This is a genomic window from Duganella rhizosphaerae (assembly GCF_040364205.1).
Taxonomy (GTDB): Bacteria; Pseudomonadota; Gammaproteobacteria; order Burkholderiales; family Burkholderiaceae_D; genus Rugamonas; species Rugamonas rhizosphaerae.
The window spans coordinates 48,757-74,430 of sequence record NZ_BPWK01000001.1 but is presented as its reverse complement, the minus strand read 5'-3'; the positions used below and the strand labels follow the sequence as shown (position 1 = coordinate 74,430).

Genomic DNA, 25,674 nt, shown 5'->3' with positions numbered 1-25,674 from the left:
TCAGGTTATAGTGAACATCAGTTGTTGGTCGACTGCGGCAGCTCCGCGACCAGACGGAGAGAAACGGACAGTTCGTCCAGCTGGAAATGCGGCCGCAGGAAGGACACGGCGCGGTACACGCCCGGCCGCCCCGCCACCTCGTGCACCTGCACCGACGCTTCGCGCAACGGGAACTGAGCCTTCTGCTCCTGGCTGGCGTTATCGTCCAACAGGACGTATTTCATCAGCCAGCGGTTGAGGAAGTCCTCGACGTTGGAGGCCGCGGCGAAGCTGCCGATTTTGTCGCGCATCATGGCCTTCATGTAGTGTGCGATGCGCGAGACGGCAAAGATGTATTGCAGCTGGGACGACAGCACGGCATTGGCGTTGGCCGCTTCCGAGTTGTACTTCTTGGCCTTCTGCGCCGACTGCGCGCCGAAGAAGGCGGCGTAGGCTGTGTTCTTGCAGTGGACCAGCGAAATGAAACCGAGGTCACTCAGTTCCTTTTCACGGCGGTCCGTGATGGCGACTTCGGTCGGGCACTTGAGCGCGACCTCGCCCTCGTCGGTCTTGAAGGTGTGGGTGGGCAGGTCGTCCACCAGGCCGCCGCCTTCGACGCCGCGGATCGCCGCGCACCAGCCGAAATCGTCGAAGGCCTTGGTCAGCTTGGCGCCAAAGGCATAGGCGGCGTTACACCACAGGTATTTCTGATGGTCGGTGCCGTCTACTTCCTCGACGAAGTTGAAGCCTTCCACCGTGGTGCCGTCGACCGGGTTGAATGGCAGGCGGCCCAGGAAGCGCGGCAGCGCAAGGCCGACGTAGCGCGAGTCTTCCGATTCGCGGAAGGCCTTCCACTTGGCGTATTCCACGGTGTCGAACACCTTGGACAGGTCGCGCGGCTTGGCCAGGTCGCCGTAGCTCTCCAGGCCAAACAACTCCGGCGCGGCCGAGGCGATGAACGGCGCATGCGAGGCGGCGGCGACGTGCGACATCTGTTCGATAAAATACATGTCCTCGGGCTGGCGCGAGATCTCGAAGTCTCCCAGCAGTGCAGCATAGGGGGCACCGCCGAAGGTGCCGAATTCTTCTTCGTAGACCTTCTTGAACATCGAGCTCTGGTCGAACTCCAGCGCCGACTGGAAATCCTTCACCAGCTCACGCTTGGTGGCGTTGAGCATGCGGATCTTCAGGCCCTGGCCGGTGGCCGAGTTCTTGACCAGGTAATGCAGGCCGGTCCAGCTTTGCTCCAGCTTCTGGAAAGCCGGTGCGTGCATGATGGCGCTCAGCTGGCTGGAAATCAGACGGTCCAGTTCCGCCACGCGCGCATCCAGCGTGGACGACAGATTGTTGGACACCACCACCGTTCCATCCAATACCTGGCTGACCAGTTCCGAGATGATGTCCTTGGCGCGCGCATGCTCCACGTTGGACTTGGCCACCTTGCTCTGTTCGACGATCTGGTCCAGCAGGCTGGCGCCTTCCACCGCCGGCGCGGCTTCCTGCATCGGGTTCATTTGTGCGGACATGTCAGCCTCCCTTGGCGGATTTCAAGCTGGCCAGCTTGTCGGTGTTGGTCAGGACGTCGCTCAGGATGTCTTCCAGCTTGTCGTTGCCGGCCAGCTTGTTGCGAAGGTCGGCCAGCTTGCTGCGCGCCTCCAGCAGCTTGTTGAGCGGCTCGACCTGCTGCACCACCGACTCGGGACGAAAATCCGACATCGCCTTGAAGCGCAGTTCCACATTGAAGCTGGTGTCGTCGCCGCTGAGCTGATTGGGCACCTGGAAGCGCGCCACAGGCTCGACGCCGCTCAGCACTTCGTCGAAATTCCCGCTATCGATGCTGACGAATTTACGGTCCTTCAGGCGTTTTTTTTCCACGTCCGAGTTGGCGCCAAAATCGCCAACCACGCCAACGACAAATGGCAGCTCCTTGTTTTCCATCGCGTCGCCGATTTCCACGTCATACGTCATCTGCACCCGTGGCGGACGCACCTTGGTCAGGCGCTTTTGTACACTGTCTCCGTTAGCCATACACACTCCATCGAAAAGGAAAACGCGGGCGACGGACTTACTTCAAGCCGCCGAAAGGGTCGCTGCTGTTGGACTGGTTGCTCGCCTTGGGCTGCGGCGCGGGCGCGACGGCAGTCTTCTTGCCGAAAGCGGCAGCAGGAACTGACTTGCGTGCGATGTTCGAGGTGGGCACCAGCACGTCCTCACCCAGGCTGCTGCGCAGCAGCTTGGCCAGGTCCTGCGCTTCGGAGCGCAGCGATCCGTTGAGATTATTTTGCTGGCTCAGGTCCGCCAACGCCTTGGTCGACAGGCGCAGGCCGCTGACGGCGACGATGCTGTTACCGAGTTTATCGTTGGGATCGCGCTGCAAAGCCTCCAGCGCATTCATGATCGCTTCGCCATAGCTGGCGCGGTCGAATTTGATCTGCGCCATATGCAGCCAGGGCGTCTTGTCGGCCGGGTAGCTGGTCGCCGCGCTCTTCAGGATACTTTGGGCCTTGTCGCTCTGGCCGGATGCGAGGGCGGTATCTGCTTCGGCCAGCGCATGCTCCAGCGTCGACGCTTGCAGCTTGTCGCTGCGCACCGAGTCGCCGTCGGTCGCGCAAGCCGACAGCAACAGCAAGCTCGCCATGCAGGGCAACCACGTTCTTGGAGTGATCATCAATTTCTCCTCTTGCGTATGCGGTCATGAAGGGTCCCATTATTCCCGAACGCTTATGCCCGCCATTGCGCTTACTCAATGACTGTTTCTTTTCGGCTTAGCTTGCGCAGCCTCAACTTTCTGCGGCGCGCCTTTCGCTCTAATGGCTGAATCGCTTGGAGAAAATATGAAAACGCAGAAGACTATCGTGATCGCAGGGATGCTGACGTTGCAGGGCTGCGCCGCAGGTTCCATCGCCGGCGCGGCGATGGAGATGGCCGGCATCCGCAAACCGCCCGAGCTGCCGGATGCGCAAAAGCCGCCGCGCAGCGTCGCGATCCGTTTGCACGCGAGTCAGAACCTCAATGCCGGCGCGGGTTCCCAGCCGCTAGCGCTGGCGGCGCGGATCTATAAATTGCGACAGACGGCGGCGTTTCAGCAGATGCCATTCAACGGTTTCCTCAGCGCGCAAGGAGAACGCGAATTGCTCGGCAACGATCTGCTGGAGGTCAAGGAGGTGATGTTGATCCCCGGCCAGCGTTACGAGATCGTCGAGAAGGTCACGCGCGAGGCCTACTTCATCGGCGTGGTTGCGCTGTTCCGCTCACCCGCCGAACAACGCTGGCGGCTGGCTTTCGCCGCCAACGATGCGGAACAATCCGGCATCACTGTCGGCCTGCACGCCTGCGCGATGAGCGTGGGCGCCGGCGCCGCAGCTTCCAGCGAGGCCGGCAAACCGTTGGCCTCTGTCCGTTGTCAATAAAATTGGAGACAGCATGAGTATTCCGTCCAAGGTTCTTTGGGGTGAAGGCTTGTTCCTGCGGCCGCAACACTTCCAGCAGCAGGACCGGTATCACGAAGCCCGATTGCAGCAGACCGCGCATGCGCTCCATCCGTATCTGTGGGGCGTGCGCAAAATCGAATGGGACCTGGATGCGTTGAAGACCGAGCGCCTGCGCTTGCAGTCGCTGTCGGCGATTTTCCACGACGGCGAAATCGTCGATGCGCCGGCCAGCGATCCTCTGCCCGTGGCCATCGACCTGTCCATGCTGCCGGCGACCTTACAGGAGCTGACCTTCTATATCGCCCTGCCCACGCTATCGCCTGGCGGTGGCAACGCCGCGATCGAGGAGCAGCAAAACGGCGCGCGCTACCGCCAGATCACGCGCGAAACGGCGGACCTGTACACAGAGGCCGTCGGCACAGATGTCAGCTACCTGAAAAAATCCGCGCGTCTGGTGTCGGACCAGGAGCCGCTGGGCGCCTTCGACTGTATTCCAGTGATCCGCCTGCGGCGCGTGGTCACCGGCGGCTTCGAGCCGGACCCGCACTTCATTCCACCGGCGGTGTCGATCGCCAGCGCGCCAGGCCTGAAGGCGCTGCTGGACCGCCTGATGGACGCCTTGCAGGCCAAGGTGCAATCGCTGCAAGGCCATATGCGCGAACCTAGCCGCAACGTGATCGAGTTTCGCTCGGGCGACGTTTCGTCCTTCTGGCTGCTGCACACGGTCAGCACCTCCGCCGCGGCGCTGATGCATTACGTTCGCAATCCCGACCTGCATCCCGAACGGCTGTTCGAAGCGCTGCTTGCACTGGCCGGCGCCATGATGACCTACTCCAAGCAGTACTCGCTAACGCACCTGCCCAGCTACCGGCACGACGACCTGGCACAGTGCTTCACCGGACTGGATCACATCATCCGCGATTTGCTGGACACGGTCATCTCGACCAAATACTTCTCGATCGCGCTGACGGAGGACAAACCCAGCTACCACCTGGGCAAGCTCGATTCTGGCAAGATCGACCAGCGCACCACGCTGTACCTGGCGGTCAGCGCATCGCTGTCGGCACTGGAGCTGGTGGAAATCGTCCCGCTGCGCGTCAAGGTCGGCGCGCCGGACGACGTGGAAAAATGCGTACTGTCCGCCATGCCCGGCGTGAAAATCACCCACGCACCGCAGGTCCCCGCAGCGATACCGGTGCAGCCGGACACCTACTACTTCGCATTGGAAGGCAAAGGCATGCTGTATGAGCAGATGTTGAAGGCGCAGTCGATTTCGATCTACGTCCCGGCAGGCATACGCGACCTGCGCCTTGGCCTGATTGCGGTGACAGCATGACGCCCCCGGTCGAACGCCGCGCCATTCCGACGTTGATGGGCGGCCAGCGCCGTCAGCAGCAGCCTGGCTATGGCCATGTACAAACGCTGGTGGACTTGCTGCAGGAAGGCTTCTACCTGCTGTTCATGCTGAAGAACGGCAGTGTGCCGCCGGGCGAGGCGCCCTTCCTCGACACCGTCACCGCCTACCTGGCGGAATTCGACCGCGAGGCGCGCAAGCTGCGCGCCCAGGGCGAGGACATCGACGCCGCCAAATACGCTTTCTGCGCGGCGCTGGACGAGATTATTTTGTCGTCGACCTTCCCGATCCGCGTCGCCTGGGAGCGGCGCCCGCTGCAACTGGTGATCTTCGGCGACCAGCTGGCCGGCGAACACTTCTTCGACCGCCTCGAAGCCTTGCGCAGCGGCGGCGGTGCGCGCCTGCCGGCGCTCCAGGTGTTCCATATGTGCCTGCTGATCGGCTTTCGCGGCAAGTACGCGTTGGATTCGGGCGACAAGCTGGCCTACATGACGGCGCGGGTCGGCGACGAGATCGCCCACATCCAGGGCAAGAGCAAGGGCTTCGCGCCGCAGGCCGAGCGGCCGGACCAGATCGTCCACAAGCTGCGCAGCAACACGCCGCTGTGGGCCATGTCCGCGGTGTTCGCGCTGATCGGATTGAGCGCCTATATCGGGCTGTCATCGTCGCTGTCGCATTCGACGCAGAACACGCTGGCCGGCTACAGCGACCTGGTGAAGCTGGCGCCGCGTCCGGCCTACGTGACGATCACACTGCCTTGAACCTCACTGGGCAACGCGGAACTCGATGCGCCGATTGCGGGCGCGGCCTCCCGCGTTGCTGTTCTCGGCCACCGGGCGGTCCGGCCCCTGCCCCGACACCATGACCATCTCCGCCGGAATCCCCTTGTCGGCGAGGTAGGTGCGCACGGCTTCTGCGCGCGCCTGGCTGAGCGCGAGGTTACTCTCCCGAAGGCCGACGTTGTCGGTGTGGCCGATCACCTCCACCTTCTTGCCCTTGACCTTTTGCAGCGCGGCCGCCATCTCGTCCAGGATGCCCTTGCCGGACGCGGTCAGCGTCGCCTTGCCACTCTCGAATTCGATGATGCGCTTGGCCAGCGTTTCATCCAGCAGGTTCTGCTCCGCCGCGCTGACACGCAAGCCGTTGTTGACCGTGTAGCTGGGATTGAGGCTGGTGGCGATGTCGCTGGCGATCTGCTGGCGCTGCGCCTCGTTGGCTACCTCGCCGCGCACGGTGACGTTGGTGCCGTCGATCTTCAACTCACCCTTGCTGATCAGCTTCAGGTTCGGCTGGATCAGCTTCTGCACGTAGCCGTTCCAGTTGGGCGGCAGCGACACCGGCGAGATCGCGATCTGGTCGACCACGCGGTCTGCGCCGTACAGGTCGCGCAGGCGCTTGAGCATGGCGGCCTTGCTCGACTCGTCCGGCACGGCGCCGCTGACCAGTATCTGTCCCGGCCTGGGCGTGGCAGGCTGCGGCGCCTGCGCGGCGCAATAGAGTGAGGTGGACAGCAAAGCCGGCATCACCGCCGGCCAGAGGATCCGCTGGCGCATCGCATGGCTCCTTATCAGGCAAAGGTTTCGTGGAACAGCGCGTGGGCCGAGCGCAGCGACAACTGGCCCTGGTCCAGATAGGCCGACAGCTTCTGCACATTGGCATCGCCGGCGATCAGTTCATCGACCCAGCCCGCATACTCGAAGGTGATCTGCTGCTCGGCCGCATACAGCGGGTCGATCACCGCCTGCAGCGTCTCCGGCGCGGCGCCGCCGAAGCCGACCACCAGCACCGACTGCTCGCGCTGCTCACCGAAGAACAGGCTCAATTCAAAGTCGGCCTGCTGCAAGAATGGCGCGATCAGATCGAGCCAGAACGCCGCCACCAGGTAACGCTGACGCGGCGCCGGCGGCAAAGGCAGCACCAGGCTCTTATCCAGGCGCGCAGCGCCGCAGCGGCGCACCGGCTGCAGCAGCAGGCCGATCGCCAGTATCATCCGCCGCACCGACGCCCGGCCCAGCATCGCCTCCAGACCGGCGACGTTGTGGCGGTCGAGGAAGTCGGTGAACAGTTGCTGATGGTCGGCGGCGGCCGGATCGATATGGACGGTGGTGGCGGCCATCGCCTGCAAGCTGGCTTCCGGCTCCGCCGCGTCGAACACGTCGTTGGTCAACGGCTCCAGCAGCTCCCACAACGGCGCCAGCACCAGCGGGCTGCGCGCGACGAAGCTGCGCGGATCGTCGATCTCGATGTCGCTCATGCTGAGGAAGGGATAACGCCGCTGCGACAGGTCGCTGCTGGCCCGCAGGTGACCGGCGATCGCGCGCTTGCTGCGCGTGCCGACAAAGGCGAAATCCAGCGGCTGCATGGCGTCGTAGTTGAGCTTCCAGCGAGGATCGACGCTGAGCAGGTTCATGACCTCGGCCAGCCAGCCATCCAGCAGATTGGCCAGCGCCAGGTTGTCGGCGGCCTTGATAAAGTCGGCACGCGCAGGCAGCTTGCCGAAGTAGCCGATGCGCGCGGCTTGCGGCGGCCGCTTCATGGCGCGGCTCCGACTATCGTTTCCGGCAGCTTCATGCCGCGGAAGCCCTGGTCCTGCGGCGCCGCGCCGCTGCTGTCAGGACTGCTGATGATTTTCAGTCCCATCGCCACCGTGATCGCGCCGCTGGTCCAGCGCAGTTCGAACACGCCGCCGTCGCGCTTCTGCTTGGCCGCCGCGTCGATCAGGCGCTTCAGGCCGAACTGGCCAGGCTCGTTGAACACCTCCACGCTGCGGCCATCGAAGGCCACCGCCGTGATGCGCGCGCCGGGCGCCCCTTGCGGACTGGGATGAACCATGTTGGCCCACTGCGCCGGCGTGTTACGGTAACGCAGCTGCTGGCCGTCGATATCGACCGTGTATTCCAGCGTGCCGGGCGCCGGCATCGGCTGGATCTGGAAAATGGTCTGCGCGGCGGCCGACGAGGAGGCGACGCCGCCCGCCCCTATCGGCGCGATCCAGCCAGGGAAACGCGCCACGGTTTGCGGCGACAGCGTGATGCCCATGTCGGCCCAGGTGCGCGGCGCCAGCACGTCGCCGCGGCGCAGCACCAGCGGCCCCATGGCGCCGGTGGCGAACTTGGCGATCAAGCCGTCCGGCCCGAAGAACTGGGCGATTTCGGCGCTGCCGGCTTCGATGCGGGCGTTCGGCGAGAACGGATACTTGTTGGCCAGCGATTGCTGGAACGGTTCGTAGACCTGCGCCACCCAGGTCCTGTTGATCTCCGCCTCGGCCGGTCCGACCAGCACGGCAAAGGTCTGCATCAACGGCCGCACCAGGATGGGACGGATGGACTGCTTCTGCGAGTCGCTCATCCCGGTCAGCATCTGCTCATCGACGTAGCGCAGCGCGTCCGCCAGTTCGGAACCGCTGCCCTCCAATGTCTGCTGCATGAACTGGCGCGCGCCGGGGCCGGGATCGCCCTGGTTCTTCAGCTGGTTCAGGCGGCTGCGCAGTTTGGACAGCGCCTCCATGTAGGAGCGCATCAGCGACGCATCCTTGTCCTTGGCCGCCACCAGCTTGCCAACGCCGGCGAACTCGCGGCCGATAGGCCCCATCGGCTTGTCGCTGCGGGTTTGCTCCAGCTGCACATTGACATTCACTTGCGAAGGCCCGCGCCGCAGCACGCTGTTCTTGACCCAGTTGACAAAACCGGTCTGCGCTTCCTTCAACTCGGCGCTCATGATGGCCGGATTGTCCCAGGACGTTTGCTGATGGATGGTGGTCAGCAGCTTGGCGATGGGCGAGGACTGCGGATCGCCCAGGCGGTTCATCGCGGTGACCGCCGCATCGAAGCCGTTCAGGTTGGCGATGGTGACGCCCTGGACGAACTTCTGCCATTCGCGCGCGTAGTCGGCCTTGTACAAGTCGGTCAACCCCTTCTGGATTTGTTCGGGACTGCCTTCCAGCGTCAGGTCGTCACGGGCGGCGGTTTTCAGAACCCAGTCCACGCTTTGCAGTTCGTGCGTGGCGGCTTCGCGGAAGGCGTCCTGCACATACTTTTCCCATGCCTCGCGGGTGTAGGCGCCGGCGATGGCGTAGCTTCCCGTGACCAGCGCCTGATCCTGCTCGCCCACCATGCGCGCCACCGTCATCGCCGGGAAGCGCGTGTTGGCGCGGGCGCGGACGTCGGCGTAGACGCGCTCCCTGGCCGGCATGCCGCGCACCACGCGGCGCAGGTTCTCGCGCGCCTGGTCGACCAGCGCCAGCTTCTGCTCGATGCGCGGCCAGGATGGATCGGCGATCTGCGCGAGGTAGAAGGACATCAGCCGTTCGGCGCTGTGTATCATCTGCTCGCGCGGCATGGCGCCGCGGTTGTTTTCCAGCCAGCCGCGCCAGTAGCGGGTCAGCTGGTCGTTCAGATGTCCGGGTTCGGCACGCGCGGTATCGGCCAGCATCAGATAACTCTTCAAGGCGTTGTAGGCGTCTTCGACGTTGACGGCGGAGGCTTCCTGGAACTGGCGTCCCGGCGCGGCGGCGGGTGCGGCCGGCGCAGCCGCGCCAGGCGCCTGCAACTGGTCGGCATGGGCGTTCATCTCCGACAGCAGCGTCTCCAGGTTGGCGACGACCGGCTTGAGCATCACCTCCCGCACGCCGGCGAAGTATTCCTCGCGCAGCTTACGCTCCAGCAGCTCGCCCTGATACAGGCCCATACGCAGCGACCATGGCCGGTCTTCGCGGTATTTATCCAGCTGCTCGATGCGATCCTGCAGGATCTCCAGCGCCTCCAGCCGCGATTGCAGGTCCAACCGATTGGCCTGCAGCTTGATCACCTTGTCCAGGTCCGCCTGTACATTGCCGACCAGCTGCCGGTTGCCCAGGTACGACCAGCTCCAGCCGCCCAGCGACGCGCCCAGCAAAACCGCCGCCGCGAAGAACGCCGCGTAAGTCAGCTTGACCTTATGCTTGCTGGCGTACTGCGACACCAGGTCCTTGTCGGCGAAGATCACGTTGCGGAATAAGTTCAGCAGGAAGAAGCCCGACTGCCCGCTGGCGGCGACCGCCGGCGCATCCGGCAGCGACAGGTCGAAGCGCCTGGCCAGCCGCTGCGACTGTTCGCTGACCGCCACGCCCTCCTGCAAGGCGCTGGTGAAGTAATAGCCGCGGAACACGGGCTTGAACTGGAACGGATTTTCCTCGAACAGCGTGACCAGAAAGCTGCGCAGCGGTGCGCGTATCGTCGCGAACTCCAGCGGGAAGGTGAACACGCCGGGCTCCATGCGGTCGCGCCGTTGCTGGCCCATATTGGCCAGGCTCAGTTCCTTCAGGCCGGCGCACAACTCATCGAAGCTATGGTCGAAGAAGGCCATCATCTGCTGGCTGCCGGTGTTGCGCTTGTAGGGCATGGTCGCGCCCCACACACGTTCACGCTCGCCGCGCTCGGCGCGCGCGAAGAACTCGCCGAAGCCGGCGATCAGGTCGGCCTTGGTGAACACCACGTACACCGGCGCGAACACCTCCAGCCGCTCGATCAGATCCTGCACCCGCTTGCGCAGGCTGCGCGCCAGCTTGATGCCGAGCTCGGGATCGTCGCCGCGCAATTCGGCGATGCTGACCGCGATCAGGATGCCGTTGATGGGCGCGCGGCGGCGGTATTTTTTGAGCAGGTCCAGGAAGCCGAACCATTCGGCGCGGTGCTCGTCCTGCACCGAGTAACGGCCGGCCGTGTCGAGCAGGATGCCGTCGGTGGTGAAGAACCAGTCGCAGTTGCGCGTGCCGCCCACGCCCTGCACGATCTTGCCGTCGGCGAAGGGGAACTGCAAGCCGGAGTTGGTGATGGCCGTGCTCTTGCCGGCCGCCGGATTGCCGATGATCATGTACCACGGCAGCTCGTACAAGGCGCGCGTGCCGGACACGATGCCCATCTTCGAACCGCGGATGGTGTCGATCGCCTTCAGCATGGCATCGCGGATAAGTTTGACCTCGGCGCCGGACTGGTCCTGCGCCGGCGCTTCGGCGGCGGCCTGGGCGCCGATAGCCGCGCCCAGCTGTTCGGACTCGCGGCTGGCGCGCCGGCGCCGCCACAGCCAGACCGCGCCGGCCAGCAACAGCATCAGCGCGGTGGCCGCCAGCGCCCAGATCAGGGCCAGCTCCAGCACTTGCGCGCCGAGGTAGAACAGGGCCGCCATCGCAGTCAGGCCGATGATGGTCAGGTGGCGGGTATCGGTGAGGAAGGTCCAGATTCTTCGCATCATGGGTCTAGGCCGGCTTGAACGACAGCGCCTGAGCAGCAAGCGGACCGATCAATGTTGCCACCAACAAAGCCGGGATTACTTGAGACTGCGCAACTATTGCCCCGCGCCGCGCTATTTCCGCACGGTGCCGGCCACCCGCAACTCGGTGTGGCCGAAGTCCATCATGGTCCAGCGCCCGCCCCAGCGCAGGCCGACCGCCTCGGCCGCCTCGCCGTACAGGCGGTAGCCGCGCATCGCCCACGGATCTTTTTCGGAGATCAGCAATTTGCCATCGCGCAGGAAGGCGCAGTCCGCCGCCAGGCCGAACTGGTGATAGCTCTGGAAGGCTTTGGCGTTGGTCACGCTGGGACCGGCGGCGGCCAGCGCGTTCTGCCGCTCCGGGCTGCGGTATCCCTCCAGGATCGCCATGTCGTAGCCGTGGTTCTCTTTCATGATCCGGAACACCAGCAGCAGGCGCTGGGCGAAGTCGGGATCGAGCTGCCGCCAGTTGCGGTTGGCGCCGTCGAGCAGCGGCCGCACCAGCGTCACCTCCGCCGTCGTGAAGACCAGCGGCGGCAACTGCGCCGGCGCCGCCAGCTGCTCGCCCTTCAGCAGATCCGCGACCTGGTCGTTGACGGCGTGGCTGTCGCTGTCGTAGCCGCCCAGCATGCTGCGGCCGCTGAGCACCAGCGCCAGCATCGGCGGCACGGTCAGCAGCACCGCGGCCGACAGCACTAATAGATAGCGGCGCTGCAAGAACTTCAGCGCGCGCAGCACACCACCACCGGCGCTGCGTCCCGCCTGCGCCGCCTGCCGCGTGCCCTGCCGGTAGCCGCCGCGCAGTCCCTGTTCAATGCTCCGGCCGATCGCCGACATCGACTGCGCCACCACGTCTCGCCCCGCAGGAAATAGCGCCAGCCATGCGCCCACGCAAGCGAAGATGAAAAACAGCAAGACTGAAAAGAGAAACATGGTGCGCTCCGTCAAAGCAAGATCGCGCCGCAGATTGGACACTGAGGTGCGAGAACGCTTCATCGTAGGCGCTCCAGCAAGCGGCGTGAAAGACCAGATCAAATTCGGAGGAAATACCGTGGATACGTCGAAACAAAAACCCGACCTGATGAGTTCCAACCGCGCGGCGGCGGATGGCGGCAAGCGCATCCTGGCGCATCTGGAACACGGCCCGAAGACGGCGGCCAAGCCGCCGCGCACCGGCGGCTGGACCGTCGACGGCTGGACCATCGGCCTGGGCCTGCTGGTGGTGACCATGGGCACGGTCGCCTGGCTGGTGCACGATGACACGCTCACCCCAGGCTCATATTCGCGCAGCCGCAGCAGCGTACGCACGCATTTCGAGCGGCGACCAGTGGAAGCAGAGGCGCCGCAAGCCGCGGCAAGCCCGCCGGCCGGCCAGGCGGCGGCAATCGTGAATGAGTCGATAGCCCGGCCGTCACCGTCGCCGGCGTCTCACCCGCAATCCGCCGCAGCAGCGCCGGTCACGCGCACGCTGGCAAGGTCCGAAGCGCCACGCGCGGTCGGCACAGCACACAGACCGGCAGGCGCGGCAAGCACCGCCGCTGCACGCTTGCCGATGACGCGTCCCGCCGTCACCGCATCGGCAGCGGCTGCCGGCGATACCGATGTCGCCCTGCTCACTGCTTTGGTCGCGCACTCGAACAAGCCGACGGCCGTGCTGCCGGAGCGCAATCGCGACGTGGTCGAACGCCAGGAAGGCGACAGCACGGCGCAGCTGCTGGCGCGCTGCAAGCAGCTGGGACTGATAGAGGGCATGCTGTGCCGCTCACGCATCTGCTCCGGCCGCTGGGATGCCGACCCGGCGTGCAACGCCCCCTCGCACTGATTACTGGATGGACAGCTGCTTGCCGCCGGTGCCGACTTTTTTCGGCAGGGTCAGGTGCAGCACGCCGTTTTCGTAGCGGGCCTCCGCCTGATTGTCGTCCACGTCCTGCGGCAGCGTGAAGCTGCGCTGAATTTGTCCGTAGTAGCGCTCGCTGCGCAGCGCGCCGGCCTTGTTGGCGCCGGCCTGCTGTTCGTCCTTGACCTCGGCGCTCAGCGACACCTGGTTGCCGTTGACGGCCACCTTGATGTCCTCCTTCTGCACGCCCGGGATTTCGGCTTTGACCAGGTACTCCTTGTCGGTCTCGCTCACATCCATGCGCATGCGCGGCGCCAGGTCGGCGCCGCGCCATGCCGCCGGCGCAAAGTCGCGGAACATGTCATCCATGTCGCGGAAGGGATCGAAACGGGCAAGGTCGCGGAAAGGATCAAGACGCATCAAACTGTTAGCCATGGCAGCCTCCTTCAAATGTCTGGACTACCATGATACGAAGCGCCCCTATTCCTCGTTTGACGCACATCAAGGCGCGGCTTTGCCCGCGCGCGCGACCAGCGAGTTGATCATCGCCTCGCTGTAGAATTCGCCCTTGCTGTCGGCGGCGCTGATCATGTCGCGCCACAGCGGCACGATGTCGACCTTCAGTTGGCTGTAGCGTTCGAAGCCGCAGGCGTAGATGCCGCGATAGCTGTCGAAGCTGTGTTCCAGCTTCGCGCACTCGTCCAGCGTGGCGGCGCTGAACTCCTGGCCCTGCTCGGCGCTCCAGATGCCGCTGCGCAGCAGGCCGTCCAGCGCCATGGCTTCGGCGCCGCCCTCGTGCACCCACGGCGGCGACTGCGCGCTGATGCCGCCGCGGCGTACATTGTTCTGCCACAGATGCGCCATTTCATGCGCCACGACCTTGGCGACCATCTCCCGTTTCTTCGGAGACTCGGCGGTCATCAGGGCCGTGCCGCCGAGGCGGTAGACGATCTGCGCACCGACCACGCCGCCCTTGATCGACAGGCCCGGCGAGGCGGTGTCGCTGACGGCCACCAGCAGCAGCAAGGGTTGCCGCAGCTTTTGCCGATACGCCGCGCGGTAGTAAGTGGACATCTTGGCCGTGGTGTCGAGCAAGGTTTCCCTGGCCCACGCGGACAGGCCGGGGTCGAGCAGCACCTGCGCCTCGCCGGCGGTGACCGGCGACTGCGGGCCGAAGTAGGCATAGGGCGTGGCGCTGTTGGAAGGCGCGGCCGGGGTGGCCGGCACCAGCACGGTTTCCTTGCCGAGGCCTTCCAGCGTGAAATTGGCCGCGATCTCGCGCACTACCTTGCCCTGCCGGGCCTCGCCTTGCAGGAAGCCCAGGTAGATGAGCCGACCGCCGTCGGAGAAGCGGTCCATGGCGAGGTATTGCTTCTCCATCATTTGATCGAAGGTCGAGATTTCCACGCTGAGCTGCCGCAGCGGCTTGCCGTCGGCGGCGGCCAGCGTGTCATGCTCACCGCCGGTGCTCAGCGTCACGCCGGGCGTCAACACCTTCCAGGCGGCTTTGCGGAAGTCGGCCACCGGCTCGAACTGCATCGACGTCACCGGCTGCGAAAACCGGTAGTCGGCGCGCCAGGTGTCGGGCGCCACGTGTGTCAGGCGTACCTGCACCGGCAAGGGCTTCGCACACCATCCGGCCGTCATCGGCAATGCCAGCGCCACCCCGGCAAGCAATCTCTTCATCATCTGCGCCATTCCATCAAATTGGTAAGGCACAAAATATAGCACGGAAGACATGACTATTTTACAAGTGGCGCCGCATTGATTATGCCTCCGTCCGCAAATGCGGCGCCCGCTGCAGGATGATGGTCACCGGGCGCTGCGGATGGGATGAGCGCGCCACCACCGTGATCGCCATCCGCTCGCGCCAGGCGGTGCGCGCCAACGCCTCGATCTGCTGCTCGTGGCTGCAGAATTCCCGTTCCTTGCCGCAGGTGTCCAGCAGGAAGCCGGCGAAGTCGCCGAAGCAGTCGTAGATCAGGCCACTGACCTTGCCCTGGTAACGGTGCGTGTGCTCGTGGCCGTGTCCGGGCGGATGCCCGTGGTGGTGGCCGCCCGCCTCGCCGCCGGAGCCGTCCGGCGACGGCTTGACGTGGTCCGGATCGCCGCCCAGTCCGCCGACGCGCTCGCCGATCAGCGCGACGTAGCGGCTGAACACCGGCTGCCAGCGGTCGCCGGCCGGCACCGCCTCAAGTATCCAGCGCAGCACCGACAGCAGCCGCGATTCGGCGCCCACGATCACTTCCTTGGTGCGCACCGGTATCGTCAGCTGGTAGCTGCCGACCACACGGCGCCAGCGGATCACGTCCACCGCCTGCTCCCGCGTCGCCGCAGCGCGCCCTTCCCCGCGGATGCCGATCACCACCGGCGGCAAGGCAAAGGTGTCGCTGACCTGGCGCACGATCACCGTGTAGAGCTCGCCCTTGTGTATGGTGTCCGGCAACTGCACCGACAGCAAGCCGGTCAGGCCGAAGGCGGCGCCCGGCGGCAACGGCACATAGGAAATACCGCCTATCCTCAACTGTATCGTCTGATCGTCCAGCAAGGTGATGCCGTGGTTGACGTAGCGCGCGCCGGCCAGCGCGACGATCTGGCTGGCCGCCACCTCCGGTATGTAGATGCTGGCGATGCTGTCCCGTGGCAGGTTGCCCCATTCGATCAGCAGCTCGTCGGGCTGGCGGTCCGGCAACTGCTCGGCGCCCTTGGCCGGGCGCAGCTCGAACGTGCCCAGTATCCGCCGCGACGCCGCATAGCCCGGATTGGGCGATTCGATGATCGACAGATTGCGCTGCGCCAGCTTGTCCGACGCCGCCGGCGATATGCCGGCCGGCACCGGATCGGGATCGAAGGCGATTTCCGCCACCAGGCACTGGTGGGCGTTGCGCACCAGCTGCTGGATACTCTTGCGCCCCGAACCCCACGGGCCGTTGGCGGGCGACGGATGGGTCGGGAACTGCGCCTGGGTCTGGTTGATGTCGAGCCAGCAGCCGAAGTAGGCGAACACCTCGCCGCCGGTGCCGTCCATGCTGCGCACATTGGCGGGATCGTGCTGCGCCGTCAACGCGCTGACGGACGAGTCGACGCGCCCCTCGGCGAAGCACGGTATCGTCAGCAGATCGCCGCCGCCGCTCAGCCCCAGCAAGGGGATCGCTTCGCTGCCGCTGGTGGCCCGGCGGTACGTGGTGCCGGCGTCGAACTCGGTCGAGGTGGTGCTGGCCGGGAACAGCCGGAAGAAGCTGCGCACATTGCTGATGTTGGTCGAACCACGATAGTGCACGCGGGCGATGGCGAAGTTGAACATGGCCGTGCCGTTGACCTTTTGCGACAGCTCCAGCGTGGCGTCGGTGGCCAGGTTGTCGAAGCTCTCGCCGGCCGTGCCGGCGTTCAGGTTGGCCAGCACCTGCTTGATGTAGGCATTGGCGTCGCCGCTGACCGTGGCGCCGAAGCGGGCGTCGCCATCGCGTATCTTGAACACGCGCAAGTCGGTGCTGAGCCAGGACGTCGGGCCGTCCACCTCCCACGGATTGGGGTCGCGTATCAGCAGGATTTGGGCGTTGGCGCTCAGGCCGCCCAGGGTCGCCGTCATGTCGACCGCCAACGTCTGGCCGGCGTTGGCGGGGAAGCCGCTGCTGTCGGCAAAGCTGATCCGGCACACCCAGGTGAAGCGCTGCGGCGCGATCGGCAGGCTGCTGTCCTCGGCCTCCAGCGAGGTCACCGTGACGGACATGCCCGGCACCGCCGGACTGAACGTGATGCTTGGCTTCACCGTCGGCGAATTGCCCAGCGTGCCAGGCGTGAGGCCCAGCTTGTCCGGCCAGAAGCCGTCGGCCACCACGTAGAACGCCTTGTCGATCACGGCCGGCGACGGCATCGTATCGATCTCGTCCTTGCCAAAGGTGCTGCGGTCGGTGATGAAGGTGAAGCTCTTGCCGAAGTCCGACTGGGCCAGGTGCTCGGCGAAATATTCGTGGCTGTCGGCGTTGTTGACCGCCTTGCCGGGATCGCTGGTGGCCAGCGCCAGGCAGGCCGTTTCGCCGTATTGGATGTCGTCGGTATTGGCCACCGCGTGGCTCCACTCGTGCACCAGCGTGCCGAACTTGCAGTCGGTGCCGATCTGCGCCGCGCTCAGATAGCTGCTGCACAGCCAGACCGTGCGCGAACCCTTGTAGGTAAAGGCGAAGTAGCCCGGCTGGCAGGTGTCGCTGCCGTGCCCGTGGCCGGTGAAATCGTAGGTCACCTGCTCGTTGGCCAGCGTGTTGGCGATCTTGTTGTAGTCGTCGGTGACCTTGTCGTAGCGGCCCTGGTTGAAGGCGCCGTACCAGGTCTGGTACAAGCTGTTGCTGCTGGCCGGCCCGGCGGCCAGCTGGGCCGCGGACAGCGCCGCGAAATACTGCGCATTGCCGTGGGCGATGATGGTGTCGGCCTGCTGGGTCGCCGTACCGCCGTTGAAACTGGGCGCCTTGGCATTGTTCTTCGCCAGTTGCGACTCGGCCTTGCGCGCCAGCTGGCCGGAGGTCGACTTGGGCGCGGCGCCGGCCACCACCTCGAACTGCACATCGGCCGGCGGCGCCGCGTGCGGCTCGTGCGCCTGGCGCTTGCGCGCGCCCGCCTTGACGTTGCCGGCCACCATGAAGGCATCGAAAAACACGGCGTTCAGCGCCACCTTGTATTGCCCGGCCTGGTCGATCGCGTACACCTCCGAAATATCGACGCTGAAACTCTGGCGCTCGCCCGGACCGATCAGCGTATAGGCGCTGGCCGGCGGGTCGCCGCGTTTGACGAAACGGCCGTCGTAGGGGATGGTCTGGCCGTCGCGCTCGACGACGAAGCAGTCGCCGCTGAGGGTGGGCTCCAGCGGCGTGCCCCAGGTCAGCAGCTGGTAGGCCTCGGCGCTGGTGTTTTCGATGTCAACGGTAATGACGATGGGATCGCCCAGCGCATACACAGGCTGGGCTGTCAGAGTGGTAACAAACGGCTGGTGTCTCATGTCGGGTCTCCTTTAAGGACTACCGACCGAGCATAAGACTGCCGCTGGCTTCGACATTGATACGGCGCAGACGGCCGTAAACGACAGCGCCCCCGCGATTGCTCGCGGGGGCGCTTGTATTCTGGCTCCCCGACCTGGACTCGAACCAGGGACCTGCGGATTAACAGTCCGTCGCTCTACCAACTGAGCTATCAGGGAAAAGAGGCCGCATTATATACGGCCAATTTCCAGCTGTCTAGGCTGGAAGGCAAAAATCAAACAATCAGAAGCTGCCCTTGAACTGCGCGCCAAACTGGCGCGGTTCGTTGACGAAACCGGTCAGGTTGTTGAAGTCGATCGCGCCGACGATACGCTCGGTGTTGGTGATGTTGCGCGCGAAAGCCGCCACTTCATACTTGCCGCCCTGCCAGTTGTAACCCACGCGCAGGCCGCCTTCAACCATGGACTTGCCGGTGAATTCCTTGGCTTCGTACAGGAAGAAGTTGATCTTGCTGCGATAGGCCCAGTCGGTCAGCACGAACAGGTTGCCGTCGGCCAGCGCCCAGTTGTAGCGCGCGGTGGCGTTCAGGATGACCTTGGGCGCTTGCGGCAGCGGGTTGCCGTCGATGCTGACGCGGCCGGCCGCGTTCAGCGGATCGGTCACGGTGCACGAACCGCACTTGGCGACCGACAGCGACGGATCTTCGATCTTGGTGAAGTTGTACGAACCGCCGGCGGTGACCTTGAAGTCAGGCGTCACGAAGGCTTCGAAGTCCGCCTCCAGGCCGCGACCGACGGTCTTGGCTGCGTTGATCAGCTTGGTCACGTTGGAAGTGCCGCCGACCACGGTCAGCTGCTGGTTCTTCACATCGTAGTTGTAGATGCTGACCGACGCGCGGGCGCGGCGGTTGAACAGGTCGGCCTTGATGCCGGCTTCGTACGAGACGATGGTTTCAGCATCGGCCACGGTGATCGGCACCGATGCCGAAGCGGCGGCGATACTCGGGGCGCGGAAGCCGGTCGCTACGCGGGCGTAGGCGTTGACGTCCTTGTTGATCTTGTAGGTCGCGCTCATGTCCCAGTTGGCTTTGTTCTTGCTCTCGTCGACCGAGTCAGGACCGGTCTGCGTCACGTTGACGCGCGAGGTGGTGGCAAAGTCCTTCTTGTCGTGGGTGTAGCGCAGGCCGCCGCGCAGCACCAGCTGGTCCGACAGGTCATAGGTCAGCGAGCCGAACACTGCCGCGGCGGTGTTGTTCTGGTGGCTGGCCAGGTGCGAGGTTTGCAGCTGGGTGTTGCTGTCGAAGTTGTCGCTGTAACCGCTGGCGCTTTCCTTGAAGTAGTAGACGCCGCTCTGCCAGTTCAACGGACCGGGGTTCTTCGATTCGACGCGGAATTCCTGGGTGTACTGATGCAGGCCGCTCAAGCCCCCGCCGGTCTGTACCTGGAACGGGATGAAGCCGGGGCCGGCCGGGCTGCCGCCGTCGATGTCGCCACGGCTGTAGTAGTTGTCCACGGCTTCGTAGCCGGTGATCGAGAACAGCTTGACCGCGCCCAGGTCCCAGCTCAGGCGGGCGTTGGCGCCGTTGGTGCTCAGGCTCTGCGTGTTCTGGCCGTTGGTGGCGATCTTGGTGAAGCTGTAACCGTCGGCGAAGTCGTTGGTGCCCTTCTTGATCAGGTTGGCGCGGAACAGACGGGCGCTGCCGTCGGTGGTGCGCGAGTGCACATTGAACAAGGCATTGAAGGTGGTGCTCGGGGTGTACAGGAACTGCACGCGCTCGGCGTGTTCGTTGTAGCCTTCCAGCACATCGTTCTGCTTGGTGAAGGTGTTGTCGACGAAGTTGTCGCGGTGCTGGCGCAGCGTCGAAACGCGCATCGCCCATTCGCTGCTCAGCGGCAGGTTGACGGCGCCTTCGGCGTTGATGGTGTTGTGGGTCGCCCACGACAGGTTGTAATAACCTTCCACCTTCTTGGTGTTCGGCTTTTCGGATTCAAACTTGACCACGCCGGCCGGGGTGTTGCGGCCGAACAGCGTGCCCTGCGGGCCGCGCAGCACTTCCACGCCAGCCACGTCGAAGATCGGGAAACCTTTCAGGATGCCGTTTTCCTGCACCACGTCGTCATACACCAGCGACACCGGCTGCGAAGCGAAGGTGCTGAAGTCGGTGTTGCCGTAGCCGCGGATGTAGAAGCGCGGGAAGGTACGGCCGTTCGACGACTCCACGTTCAGCGACGGCACTTTGCCTGCCAGCAGACGGATGTCCTGGCCGCCGGACAGCAGCACGTCCAGCTTCTCGTCCTTCAGCAGCGTGACGGAGACCGGCACGTCCTTGATGTTTTCGGCACGGCGCTGGGCGGTGACGGTGACGGTTTCCAGTTGCGGTTCAGCGGCGGTTTGCGCGATGGCGGTACCGATAGGCATAACGGCGCTCAGCGCCAGCAGGCGCTTGTGCATCTTCGACAGTTTGATCATTCAATTTCCCGATTTTGAGGTAAGGCAAAGAGTTAAAAACAGTGTCTCCTGTTCTCTCTTTCTTTTTGATACCACCCGGTCATCTAACGTGACCGTGGCGGCGCAAGCGGAGGTGAGGCCGTTTTCGATGTCTAGAATGCACCGTCTTGCAGAAAGGCGGTATTTTCTTTCATTGATAGCAGGTATTGCAAGAGCAATATAAGCAAATGGGAATTTACTGTTAGAAATTTGGTGCCCTAGGAGGGCGGACTGAATAATAAAAGGCCAGACAGTCCGCCGTGGCGGTTTGTCTGGCCGATCAATCAAGCTAGTTGTTCAGCCATGGCGGATCGCCAGACGTTGTTGTTGCACAACAGGTCTTGCCGCTGGGCGGGGCGGGGCAGCGCCGCCGGCGGGCTTCTCGTTCCCCAGGACAAAGCGGCTCATCGCTCCGACCAGCGCCTGGGTCTGCTCTTCCAGGCTGGCGGAGGCCGCCGCCGTCTGCTCGACCAGGGCGGCGTTTTGCTGGGTCATATCGTCCATCTGCGTGACCGCGTGGTTGACCTGCTCGATGCCGGCGCCCTGCTCGGCCGAGGCGGTCGCGATGTCCGACATGATGATGGTGATGCGCTGCACGCTGGTGACGATCTCGCCCATCGCTTCGCCGGCCTGGTCGGCCAGCCGGTTGCCGACCTCGACCCGCTCGACGCTGCGGTTGATCAACTCCTTGATTTCCTTGGCGGCGGCGGCCGAGCGCTGCGCCAGGTTGCGCACCTCGGACGCCACCACGGCGAAGCCGCGGCCCTGCTCGCCCGCCCGCGCCGCTTCCACGGCCGCGTTCAGCGCCAGGATGTTGGTCTGGAATGCGATGCCGTCGATCACGCTGATGATGTCGACGATCTTGTGCGAACTCTCGTTGATCTCGCCCATGGTCTGCACCACCTGCGACACCACTTCGCCGCCCCGGCTGGCGACATCGGAGGCGCTGATCACCAGCTGGTTGGCCTGGCGCGCGTTGTCGGCGTTTTGCTTGACGGTGGAGGTCAGCTGCTCCATCGACGATGCGGTCTCCTCCAGGTTGGAGGCCTGCGATTCCAGCCGCGCCGACACATCGGCGTTGCCGCTGGCGATGTCGCGCGTGGCGGCGCTGATATGGTCGATGCTGCCCCGCACATCGCCGACGATATTGCGCAGGCTGTCGTTCATGTCCTTGAGCGCGCGCAGCACCTGCCCCACTTCGTTGGGCGCGCCGACGTCGAAATCGCTCACCAGGTTGCCGCGCGCAACGCTTTGCGCGACGGCGATGGCGTTGCTCAATGGCCGCGTCACCGAACGCGATATCAGCAGGGCCACATAGCCGGCCAGCGCCAGCAGCCCGAACATCGCGCCCAACATCATCCAGCGGGTGGTGTAGAAGGCGCTGATCTTCTCGTCCAGCAGCGCGTCCAGCTGCTTGCTGGCGACCGCGTTGAGCGCGAACTGCAGGTCGATGGCCTGGGTCGCCAGCGCCACGTAATTCTCCGCCGAATAGCTCAACGTTTCCGGCTGCACGATCTCATGGAGGGCCAGGTCGGTGATCTTGGTGGCGGCCTGGGCGGCCTCGCGCATGGCCGGCGCCAGCGTGGTGTCGAACTCCGAGTTGTAGCGGGCAGCTTTGCCGAAAGCGGTCAGGGTCTGGTCCAGCCGGTCCGTCACGCGCGCGACGATGGACGACATCAGCAGCCGGTCGGCCGGGCTGGCTTCCTTTTTCGCCAGCAGACCGGCGCCCTTGGCGCGGGTCTTGCCGAGCTCCTCGGACAGATAGGGCAGCTGATAGAACATGGCCTGGATCAGCTGGTAGGTGTCGCGGTCGGGATCGAGGCTGAGGCCGTAGTAGTCTCCGATCAGGTCGTTCACCTTCAGCAGCTTGGGCACCAGCGCGGTGTGCGCGGCGTAGCTTTGCGGCACCGTCAGGCTTTTTGAGGAGACTTGGGAGCGCAGGGTCTGCCAGTCGCTGCGCGCCTGCGACCAGGCGGCATCCAGTACGGCGTCGTGCAGGGTTTTGACCAGGGCGTCGGTGGCGGCGTAGGCGCTGTCCGCCTCCTGTTGCTTGGCCGCGCGCTTCTCGTCCGAGGTGACGCCGCCGAGCACCAGCGCCGCCAGGCCGCGATGCTGCTGGGTCAGCTGCACCATGCGCAGGCCGCCCACCACGGCCGGCATGCCGGCGCGCTCGTCCAGGTAAGCATCCAGTCCCTTGCCGGCTTCACGCATGTACAGCCAGGTGGGGATGCTGGCCAGGATGACCGCGATCAGGCTCAGGATCAGGAACTTGTGCCCGAGCCGCAGGCCGCCAAGAAGAGTGTGCTTGTCCATGTCGCGCCTCCGTGAGTGTAAGTCACCGGGCCGCACCCACCGGCAAACTACGGCCCGTTGCTTTTGATCATAGTCCTATCCCGGGCGGTCGTGGTGGCTTTAATAGCACAAGTCGCAGATCGCCTACATGCCCAGCGACCTCAACAGCTCGTCGTTGGCCTCATCTTCTGCCGAAGCGGACGGGGCACTCGATCCGCCGCCCTGGTTGCCGCGCTCCTGGTCCATCAGCGCGTCCGTATCGGTGACCTCGCTGGAATCGAAGTCGTGCAAACGGATGAACTCGGTGCGGTCGATAGCAAGCTCCAGATAAAAGATATTACTCTTTTCCGTATAAAACGTGACGCGCCGCATCTCAGGGCGATCCAACGGTGTGTCCACGCTGAGCATCACCTGCTTGGTCAGCACCAGCATTTTCGGTTGGTTCTGCGTGATATTGGTTTGCAGCTCGCGCCGCACCTTGCCGGTGAAGTCGCCGACGATCTGGTTCATCAGCTCGCCCATGATGTTGGACACCTCGTCCGACGTGTGGGAACTGGCCAGCTCGGACTTCGGCATACCCATGTGCAACATGTAGCGTTCGTAGATTTCCATGGCCGTGTCGGCCGCAAAGTTCAGCACCACCAGGCCGGTGAAGCCGCCGTCGAACAACACGAAACAGCCGATATCGGGCTTGAGGCCGGTCTTGGTGATCCGCTGCACCATGCCGGAATAATTGACCTTGCTCTGGGTGGCGACGTTCAGGACACGGGTCACCGAGTTGCACAGACTCATCAACAAGTCTTCAGTCCCGTACACAACTTCCTTGTTTTCCTCGCTCATGATCTACCTCTAGTTATTTTTACAAGATGAAAGCACGGTTTCCTGGTCCAGCGAGAGACGGAACAAGACCACTTCGCTCAGCAAGCGGACGACCTCATCTTTCCATTCCTGGTCCCTGCCGCCGGCCGGCAGGTCGGCCAGGGTGCTGCGCAACAGCGCCACTTCGCGCTCCAGCTCACGCACCCGCCGCACCTGATCGACCGCTTCGGCTGAGATGACCATCGCTTTTCCTTCCGGCCAGAAATAAGATTCAGAATACCGAGGTGCAAGATTCCCGTCCACCGGAATCGCGCATTTCGGTGAGATTTGCGTGCCAAAATGCAAAAAGCCCAACGCCGGAAATTAACGCCGGGCGGACGCCGTGACCACCACAGGCCTGCTGAGTACCCCTATAATCGGCTGAGCAGGGAGGCATAAGAATGCGAATAATTCTTGCAATACTGGTCAGCCTGATGTGCATGGGGGTCGACGCCGAAGAATTGGGCGTGCCGAAGCACAACCAGCGCGAGCCTTGGACGGGTTACATACTCGAACTCCTCACCGAAGCGCTGGCCAGGGCGCCCGGGCCGGAGCCCGATCAATGGCGCTGGGTGGAAACCCGGATGAACCAGGACCGCGCGTTCGCGCTGCTGCGGGCCGGCCTGGATCTGGATGTCTACTGGAGCATGACGTCGACGGCGCGCGAACAAGGCGTGATCACGGTGCGCATTCCGTTAATGAAAGGCTTGCTCGGCAGCAGACTGCTGATCATCCGCAAGGAGTCGTCCGACAAATTCGACCGCATCAAGACCTTGGACGACCTGAAGACCATCAGCATCGGCCAAGGCCTGGATTGGCCGGACACGGCCATCAAGACCGCGGCCGGGCTGCATGTCGTCACCTCATCTTCGTACGACACCCTGTTCCTGATGCTGAAGGCCAAGCGTTTTGACGGCATCTCACTGGGCGCGAACGAGATCGACGATGAACTGGCCAAGCAGCGGGACCCCGACCTGACCATCGAACGGAATATCGCGATCGCCTACCCCGCGCCGGTGTTTTTCTTTGTCACGCCGAAGAAGAAGGCGCTGGCAGAGCGCATCGAAAAAGGCTTGCGCCTGATGATGGAGGACGGCAGCTTCAACAAGATCTTCGACAAGCGCTGGAGCAAAACACTGATCGCCAACAACATGAAGAACCGTTTGGTGTTTCAGCTGCCCAATCCGCTGCTGTCGCCGCGGACGGCGGAGATGATCAGGCAACATCCCGAGTATTTCCTTTTCCCGCCGCTGCGGCAGGACAAATAATGGCCCGAAATCAATCGGTCTTTGATTGTCGTGCCAGCCAGTCCCGCATGGCATCATTTACACGAGTTTGCCATCCAGGCCCGCTCGCTTTGAGCGCATCGAGAACGTCTTGGTCGAAACGAATGGTGGTAGGCACCTTGGGATTGGCCTTGACGCTCCCGATAGGACGGCCGCGACGGGCCGCGATCTGTTGTGGAGTATTCACTCGCCCTTCGCCATGCATGGCTTGGTCCAGGCTTCGTAGCAGCGCCTCCTCGAACTCGATAATTTCTGGGTTAATTGTTCGCTTGCTCATCAAACTTCTCCTTCAACCTTAGCAGGAACTCCGGCCGCAAGTTATCGAACTTGGCTTTCGCGTAAACGAGCAGCAGCACCAGTTCGCCACTGGTAAGCCGCGTGAAATAGATCACGCGCGCGCCACCTCGCCTGCCGATGCCCCGTCGAGCCCAACGTACCTTGCGCAGCCCGCCCGCGCCAGGAATCACAGCCCCGGCTAGCGGATTGTCAGCGATCCAATCGATGAACTCGACGCGCTCCGCGTCAGTCCACAACGTGGCAGCCGAAGCAATAAACGCCGGCGTCTCAATGACGGTTAGCATTGATTTAATTGTACTAACAAAAAATTAGAGCAACAAGAATAATTTGTTAGTACGTTTAATTAAAGCAGACGCATCAACGAAACACTCTGCCGGGCCTGACGAAAATCAAAATGGCTGCGCGACTCCTTCCGTTCGCCATGAGACCGGCGAACCAGCTCCCGTCTGCATGAGATCTCAAACCACAAGAGTGCCGCCTGGGCATGGACCCAAAACGAAAAAAGGGGCTACACGCCGCAGCATGTAACCCCTTGATTCTGTACTACTAAAATTCTGGCTCCCCGACCTGGACTCGAACCAGGGACCTGCGGATTAACAGTCCGTCGCTCTACCAACTGAGCTATCAGGGAATTGAG

The 25,674-nt window shown here is 63.9% G+C and carries 21 protein-coding genes and 2 tRNA genes; 5 read left to right on the top strand and 18 right to left on the bottom strand.

Annotated features, from left to right (window positions below):
• Positions 1-17: 17 nt before the first annotated feature.
• From tssC to RUGAMON1_RS00315, 3 genes are read right to left on the bottom strand one after another with little or no spacing between them, the layout of a single operon-like run.
• Positions 18-1,505, bottom strand: a complete 1,488-nt coding sequence (gene tssC / locus RUGAMON1_RS00325; RefSeq protein ID WP_445228632.1) for a type VI secretion system contractile sheath large subunit — start codon at positions 1,503-1,505, stop codon at positions 18-20.
• A gap of 1 nt (position 1,506) precedes the next feature.
• Positions 1,507-2,007, bottom strand: a complete 501-nt coding sequence (gene tssB, locus RUGAMON1_RS00320) for a type VI secretion system contractile sheath small subunit (RefSeq protein ID WP_445228631.1) — start codon at positions 2,005-2,007, stop codon at positions 1,507-1,509.
• Between the two features lie 37 nt (positions 2,008-2,044).
• A complete protein-coding gene (locus RUGAMON1_RS00315; RefSeq protein ID WP_445228630.1) occupies positions 2,045-2,647 on the bottom strand; it encodes a hypothetical protein in 603 nt (200 codons plus the stop codon).
• Between the two features lie 166 nt (positions 2,648-2,813).
• Here RUGAMON1_RS00315 and tssJ point away from each other — a divergent pair, with 166 nt between their 5' ends.
• Genes tssJ through RUGAMON1_RS00300 form a run of 3 tightly spaced genes read left to right on the top strand, consistent with a single transcriptional unit; the run spans position 2,814 to position 5,525 of the window.
• Positions 2,814-3,389 carry a type VI secretion system lipoprotein TssJ gene (gene tssJ, locus RUGAMON1_RS00310; protein ID WP_445228629.1) on the top strand — a complete coding sequence of 192 codons (576 nt, stop codon included), beginning with the start codon at positions 2,814-2,816 and terminating at the stop codon, positions 3,387-3,389.
• Between the two features lie 13 nt (positions 3,390-3,402).
• Positions 3,403-4,746 carry a type VI secretion system baseplate subunit TssK gene (gene tssK, locus RUGAMON1_RS00305; protein ID WP_445228628.1) on the top strand — a complete coding sequence of 448 codons (1,344 nt, stop codon included), beginning with the start codon at positions 3,403-3,405 and terminating at the stop codon, positions 4,744-4,746.
• Positions 4,743-5,525, top strand: a complete 783-nt coding sequence (locus RUGAMON1_RS00300; RefSeq protein ID WP_445228627.1) for a DotU family type IV/VI secretion system protein — start codon at positions 4,743-4,745, stop codon at positions 5,523-5,525. The genes tssK and RUGAMON1_RS00300 overlap by 4 nt, the downstream gene beginning before the upstream one ends.
• Before the next feature lie 3 nt (positions 5,526-5,528).
• On the opposite strand, the gene RUGAMON1_RS00295 is transcribed toward RUGAMON1_RS00300, so the two are convergent.
• The 4 genes from RUGAMON1_RS00295 to RUGAMON1_RS00280 all read right to left on the bottom strand — a co-directional run bounded on the left by RUGAMON1_RS00295 (position 5,529) and on the right by RUGAMON1_RS00280 (position 11,943).
• The gene (locus RUGAMON1_RS00295; RefSeq protein ID WP_445228626.1) at positions 5,529-6,317 is read right to left on the bottom strand and encodes an OmpA family protein; all 789 of its coding nucleotides are present in this window, start codon (positions 6,315-6,317) and stop codon (positions 5,529-5,531) included.
• Between the two features lie 14 nt (positions 6,318-6,331).
• A complete protein-coding gene (gene tagF / locus RUGAMON1_RS00290; protein WP_445228625.1) occupies positions 6,332-7,300 on the bottom strand; it encodes a type VI secretion system-associated protein TagF in 969 nt (322 codons plus the stop codon).
• Positions 7,297-10,989 (bottom strand): type VI secretion system membrane subunit TssM, encoded by a 3,693-nt coding sequence (gene tssM, locus RUGAMON1_RS00285; RefSeq protein ID WP_445229240.1) that lies wholly within the window; start codon positions 10,987-10,989, stop codon positions 7,297-7,299. Before tssM ends, tagF begins: the two co-directional genes overlap by 4 nt.
• A gap of 114 nt (positions 10,990-11,103) precedes the next feature.
• Positions 11,104-11,943 carry a M15 family metallopeptidase gene (locus RUGAMON1_RS00280; RefSeq protein WP_445228624.1) on the bottom strand — a complete coding sequence of 280 codons (840 nt, stop codon included), beginning with the start codon at positions 11,941-11,943 and terminating at the stop codon, positions 11,104-11,106.
• A gap of 118 nt (positions 11,944-12,061) precedes the next feature.
• Here RUGAMON1_RS00280 and RUGAMON1_RS00275 point away from each other — a divergent pair, with 118 nt between their 5' ends.
• The gene (locus RUGAMON1_RS00275; protein ID WP_445228623.1) at positions 12,062-12,832 is read left to right on the top strand and encodes a hypothetical protein; all 771 of its coding nucleotides are present in this window, start codon (positions 12,062-12,064) and stop codon (positions 12,830-12,832) included.
• Here the strand turns inward: RUGAMON1_RS00275 and RUGAMON1_RS00270 are convergent, their stop codons facing one another.
• The 8 genes from RUGAMON1_RS00270 to RUGAMON1_RS00235 all read right to left on the bottom strand — a co-directional run bounded on the left by RUGAMON1_RS00270 (position 12,833) and on the right by RUGAMON1_RS00235 (position 23,658).
• On the bottom strand, positions 12,833-13,282 hold the full coding sequence (locus RUGAMON1_RS00270; RefSeq protein WP_445228622.1) for an Hsp20/alpha crystallin family protein: 450 nt from the start codon (positions 13,280-13,282) through the stop codon (positions 12,833-12,835).
• Positions 13,283-13,348: 66 nt separating this feature from the next.
• Positions 13,349-14,536 (bottom strand): hypothetical protein, encoded by a 1,188-nt coding sequence (locus RUGAMON1_RS00265; protein ID WP_445228621.1) that lies wholly within the window; start codon positions 14,534-14,536, stop codon positions 13,349-13,351.
• A 79-nt stretch (positions 14,537-14,615) separates the two neighbouring features.
• Positions 14,616-17,837, bottom strand: coding sequence for a M35 family metalloendopeptidase (locus RUGAMON1_RS00260; protein ID WP_445228620.1), 3,222 nt, complete (start codon positions 17,835-17,837; stop codon positions 14,616-14,618).
• 122 nt (positions 17,838-17,959) lie between these two features.
• Positions 17,960-18,035 (bottom strand) — tRNA-Asn (locus RUGAMON1_RS00255).
• A gap of 64 nt (positions 18,036-18,099) precedes the next feature.
• Positions 18,100-20,286, bottom strand: coding sequence for a TonB-dependent receptor (locus RUGAMON1_RS00250; RefSeq protein ID WP_445228619.1), 2,187 nt, complete (start codon positions 20,284-20,286; stop codon positions 18,100-18,102).
• A gap of 315 nt (positions 20,287-20,601) precedes the next feature.
• Complete coding sequence (locus RUGAMON1_RS00245) at positions 20,602-22,617, bottom strand: methyl-accepting chemotaxis protein (RefSeq protein WP_445228618.1); 2,016 nt, start codon at positions 22,615-22,617, stop codon at positions 20,602-20,604.
• Between the two features lie 123 nt (positions 22,618-22,740).
• The gene (locus RUGAMON1_RS00240; protein ID WP_445228617.1) at positions 22,741-23,436 is read right to left on the bottom strand and encodes a DUF3334 family protein; all 696 of its coding nucleotides are present in this window, start codon (positions 23,434-23,436) and stop codon (positions 22,741-22,743) included.
• Positions 23,437-23,445: 9 nt separating this feature from the next.
• Positions 23,446-23,658, bottom strand: coding sequence for a hypothetical protein (locus tag RUGAMON1_RS00235; protein WP_445228616.1), 213 nt, complete (start codon positions 23,656-23,658; stop codon positions 23,446-23,448).
• A 197-nt stretch (positions 23,659-23,855) separates the two neighbouring features.
• Here RUGAMON1_RS00235 and RUGAMON1_RS00230 point away from each other — a divergent pair, with 197 nt between their 5' ends.
• Positions 23,856-24,722: a substrate-binding periplasmic protein gene (locus RUGAMON1_RS00230; protein WP_445228615.1), complete on the top strand. Its 867-nt coding sequence runs from the start codon at positions 23,856-23,858 to the stop codon at positions 24,720-24,722.
• A gap of 10 nt (positions 24,723-24,732) precedes the next feature.
• Here the strand turns inward: RUGAMON1_RS00230 and RUGAMON1_RS00225 are convergent, their stop codons facing one another.
• The 3 genes from RUGAMON1_RS00225 to RUGAMON1_RS00215 form a co-directional block, all read right to left on the bottom strand.
• Positions 24,733-25,017 carry a BrnA antitoxin family protein gene (locus RUGAMON1_RS00225; RefSeq protein WP_445228614.1) on the bottom strand — a complete coding sequence of 95 codons (285 nt, stop codon included), beginning with the start codon at positions 25,015-25,017 and terminating at the stop codon, positions 24,733-24,735.
• The gene (locus tag RUGAMON1_RS00220; RefSeq protein ID WP_445228613.1) at positions 24,998-25,321 is read right to left on the bottom strand and encodes a transcriptional regulator; all 324 of its coding nucleotides are present in this window, start codon (positions 25,319-25,321) and stop codon (positions 24,998-25,000) included. Before RUGAMON1_RS00220 ends, RUGAMON1_RS00225 begins: the two co-directional genes overlap by 20 nt.
• A 271-nt stretch (positions 25,322-25,592) precedes the next feature.
• Positions 25,593-25,668 (bottom strand) — tRNA-Asn (locus RUGAMON1_RS00215).
• Between the last annotated feature and the right edge of the window lie 6 nt (positions 25,669-25,674).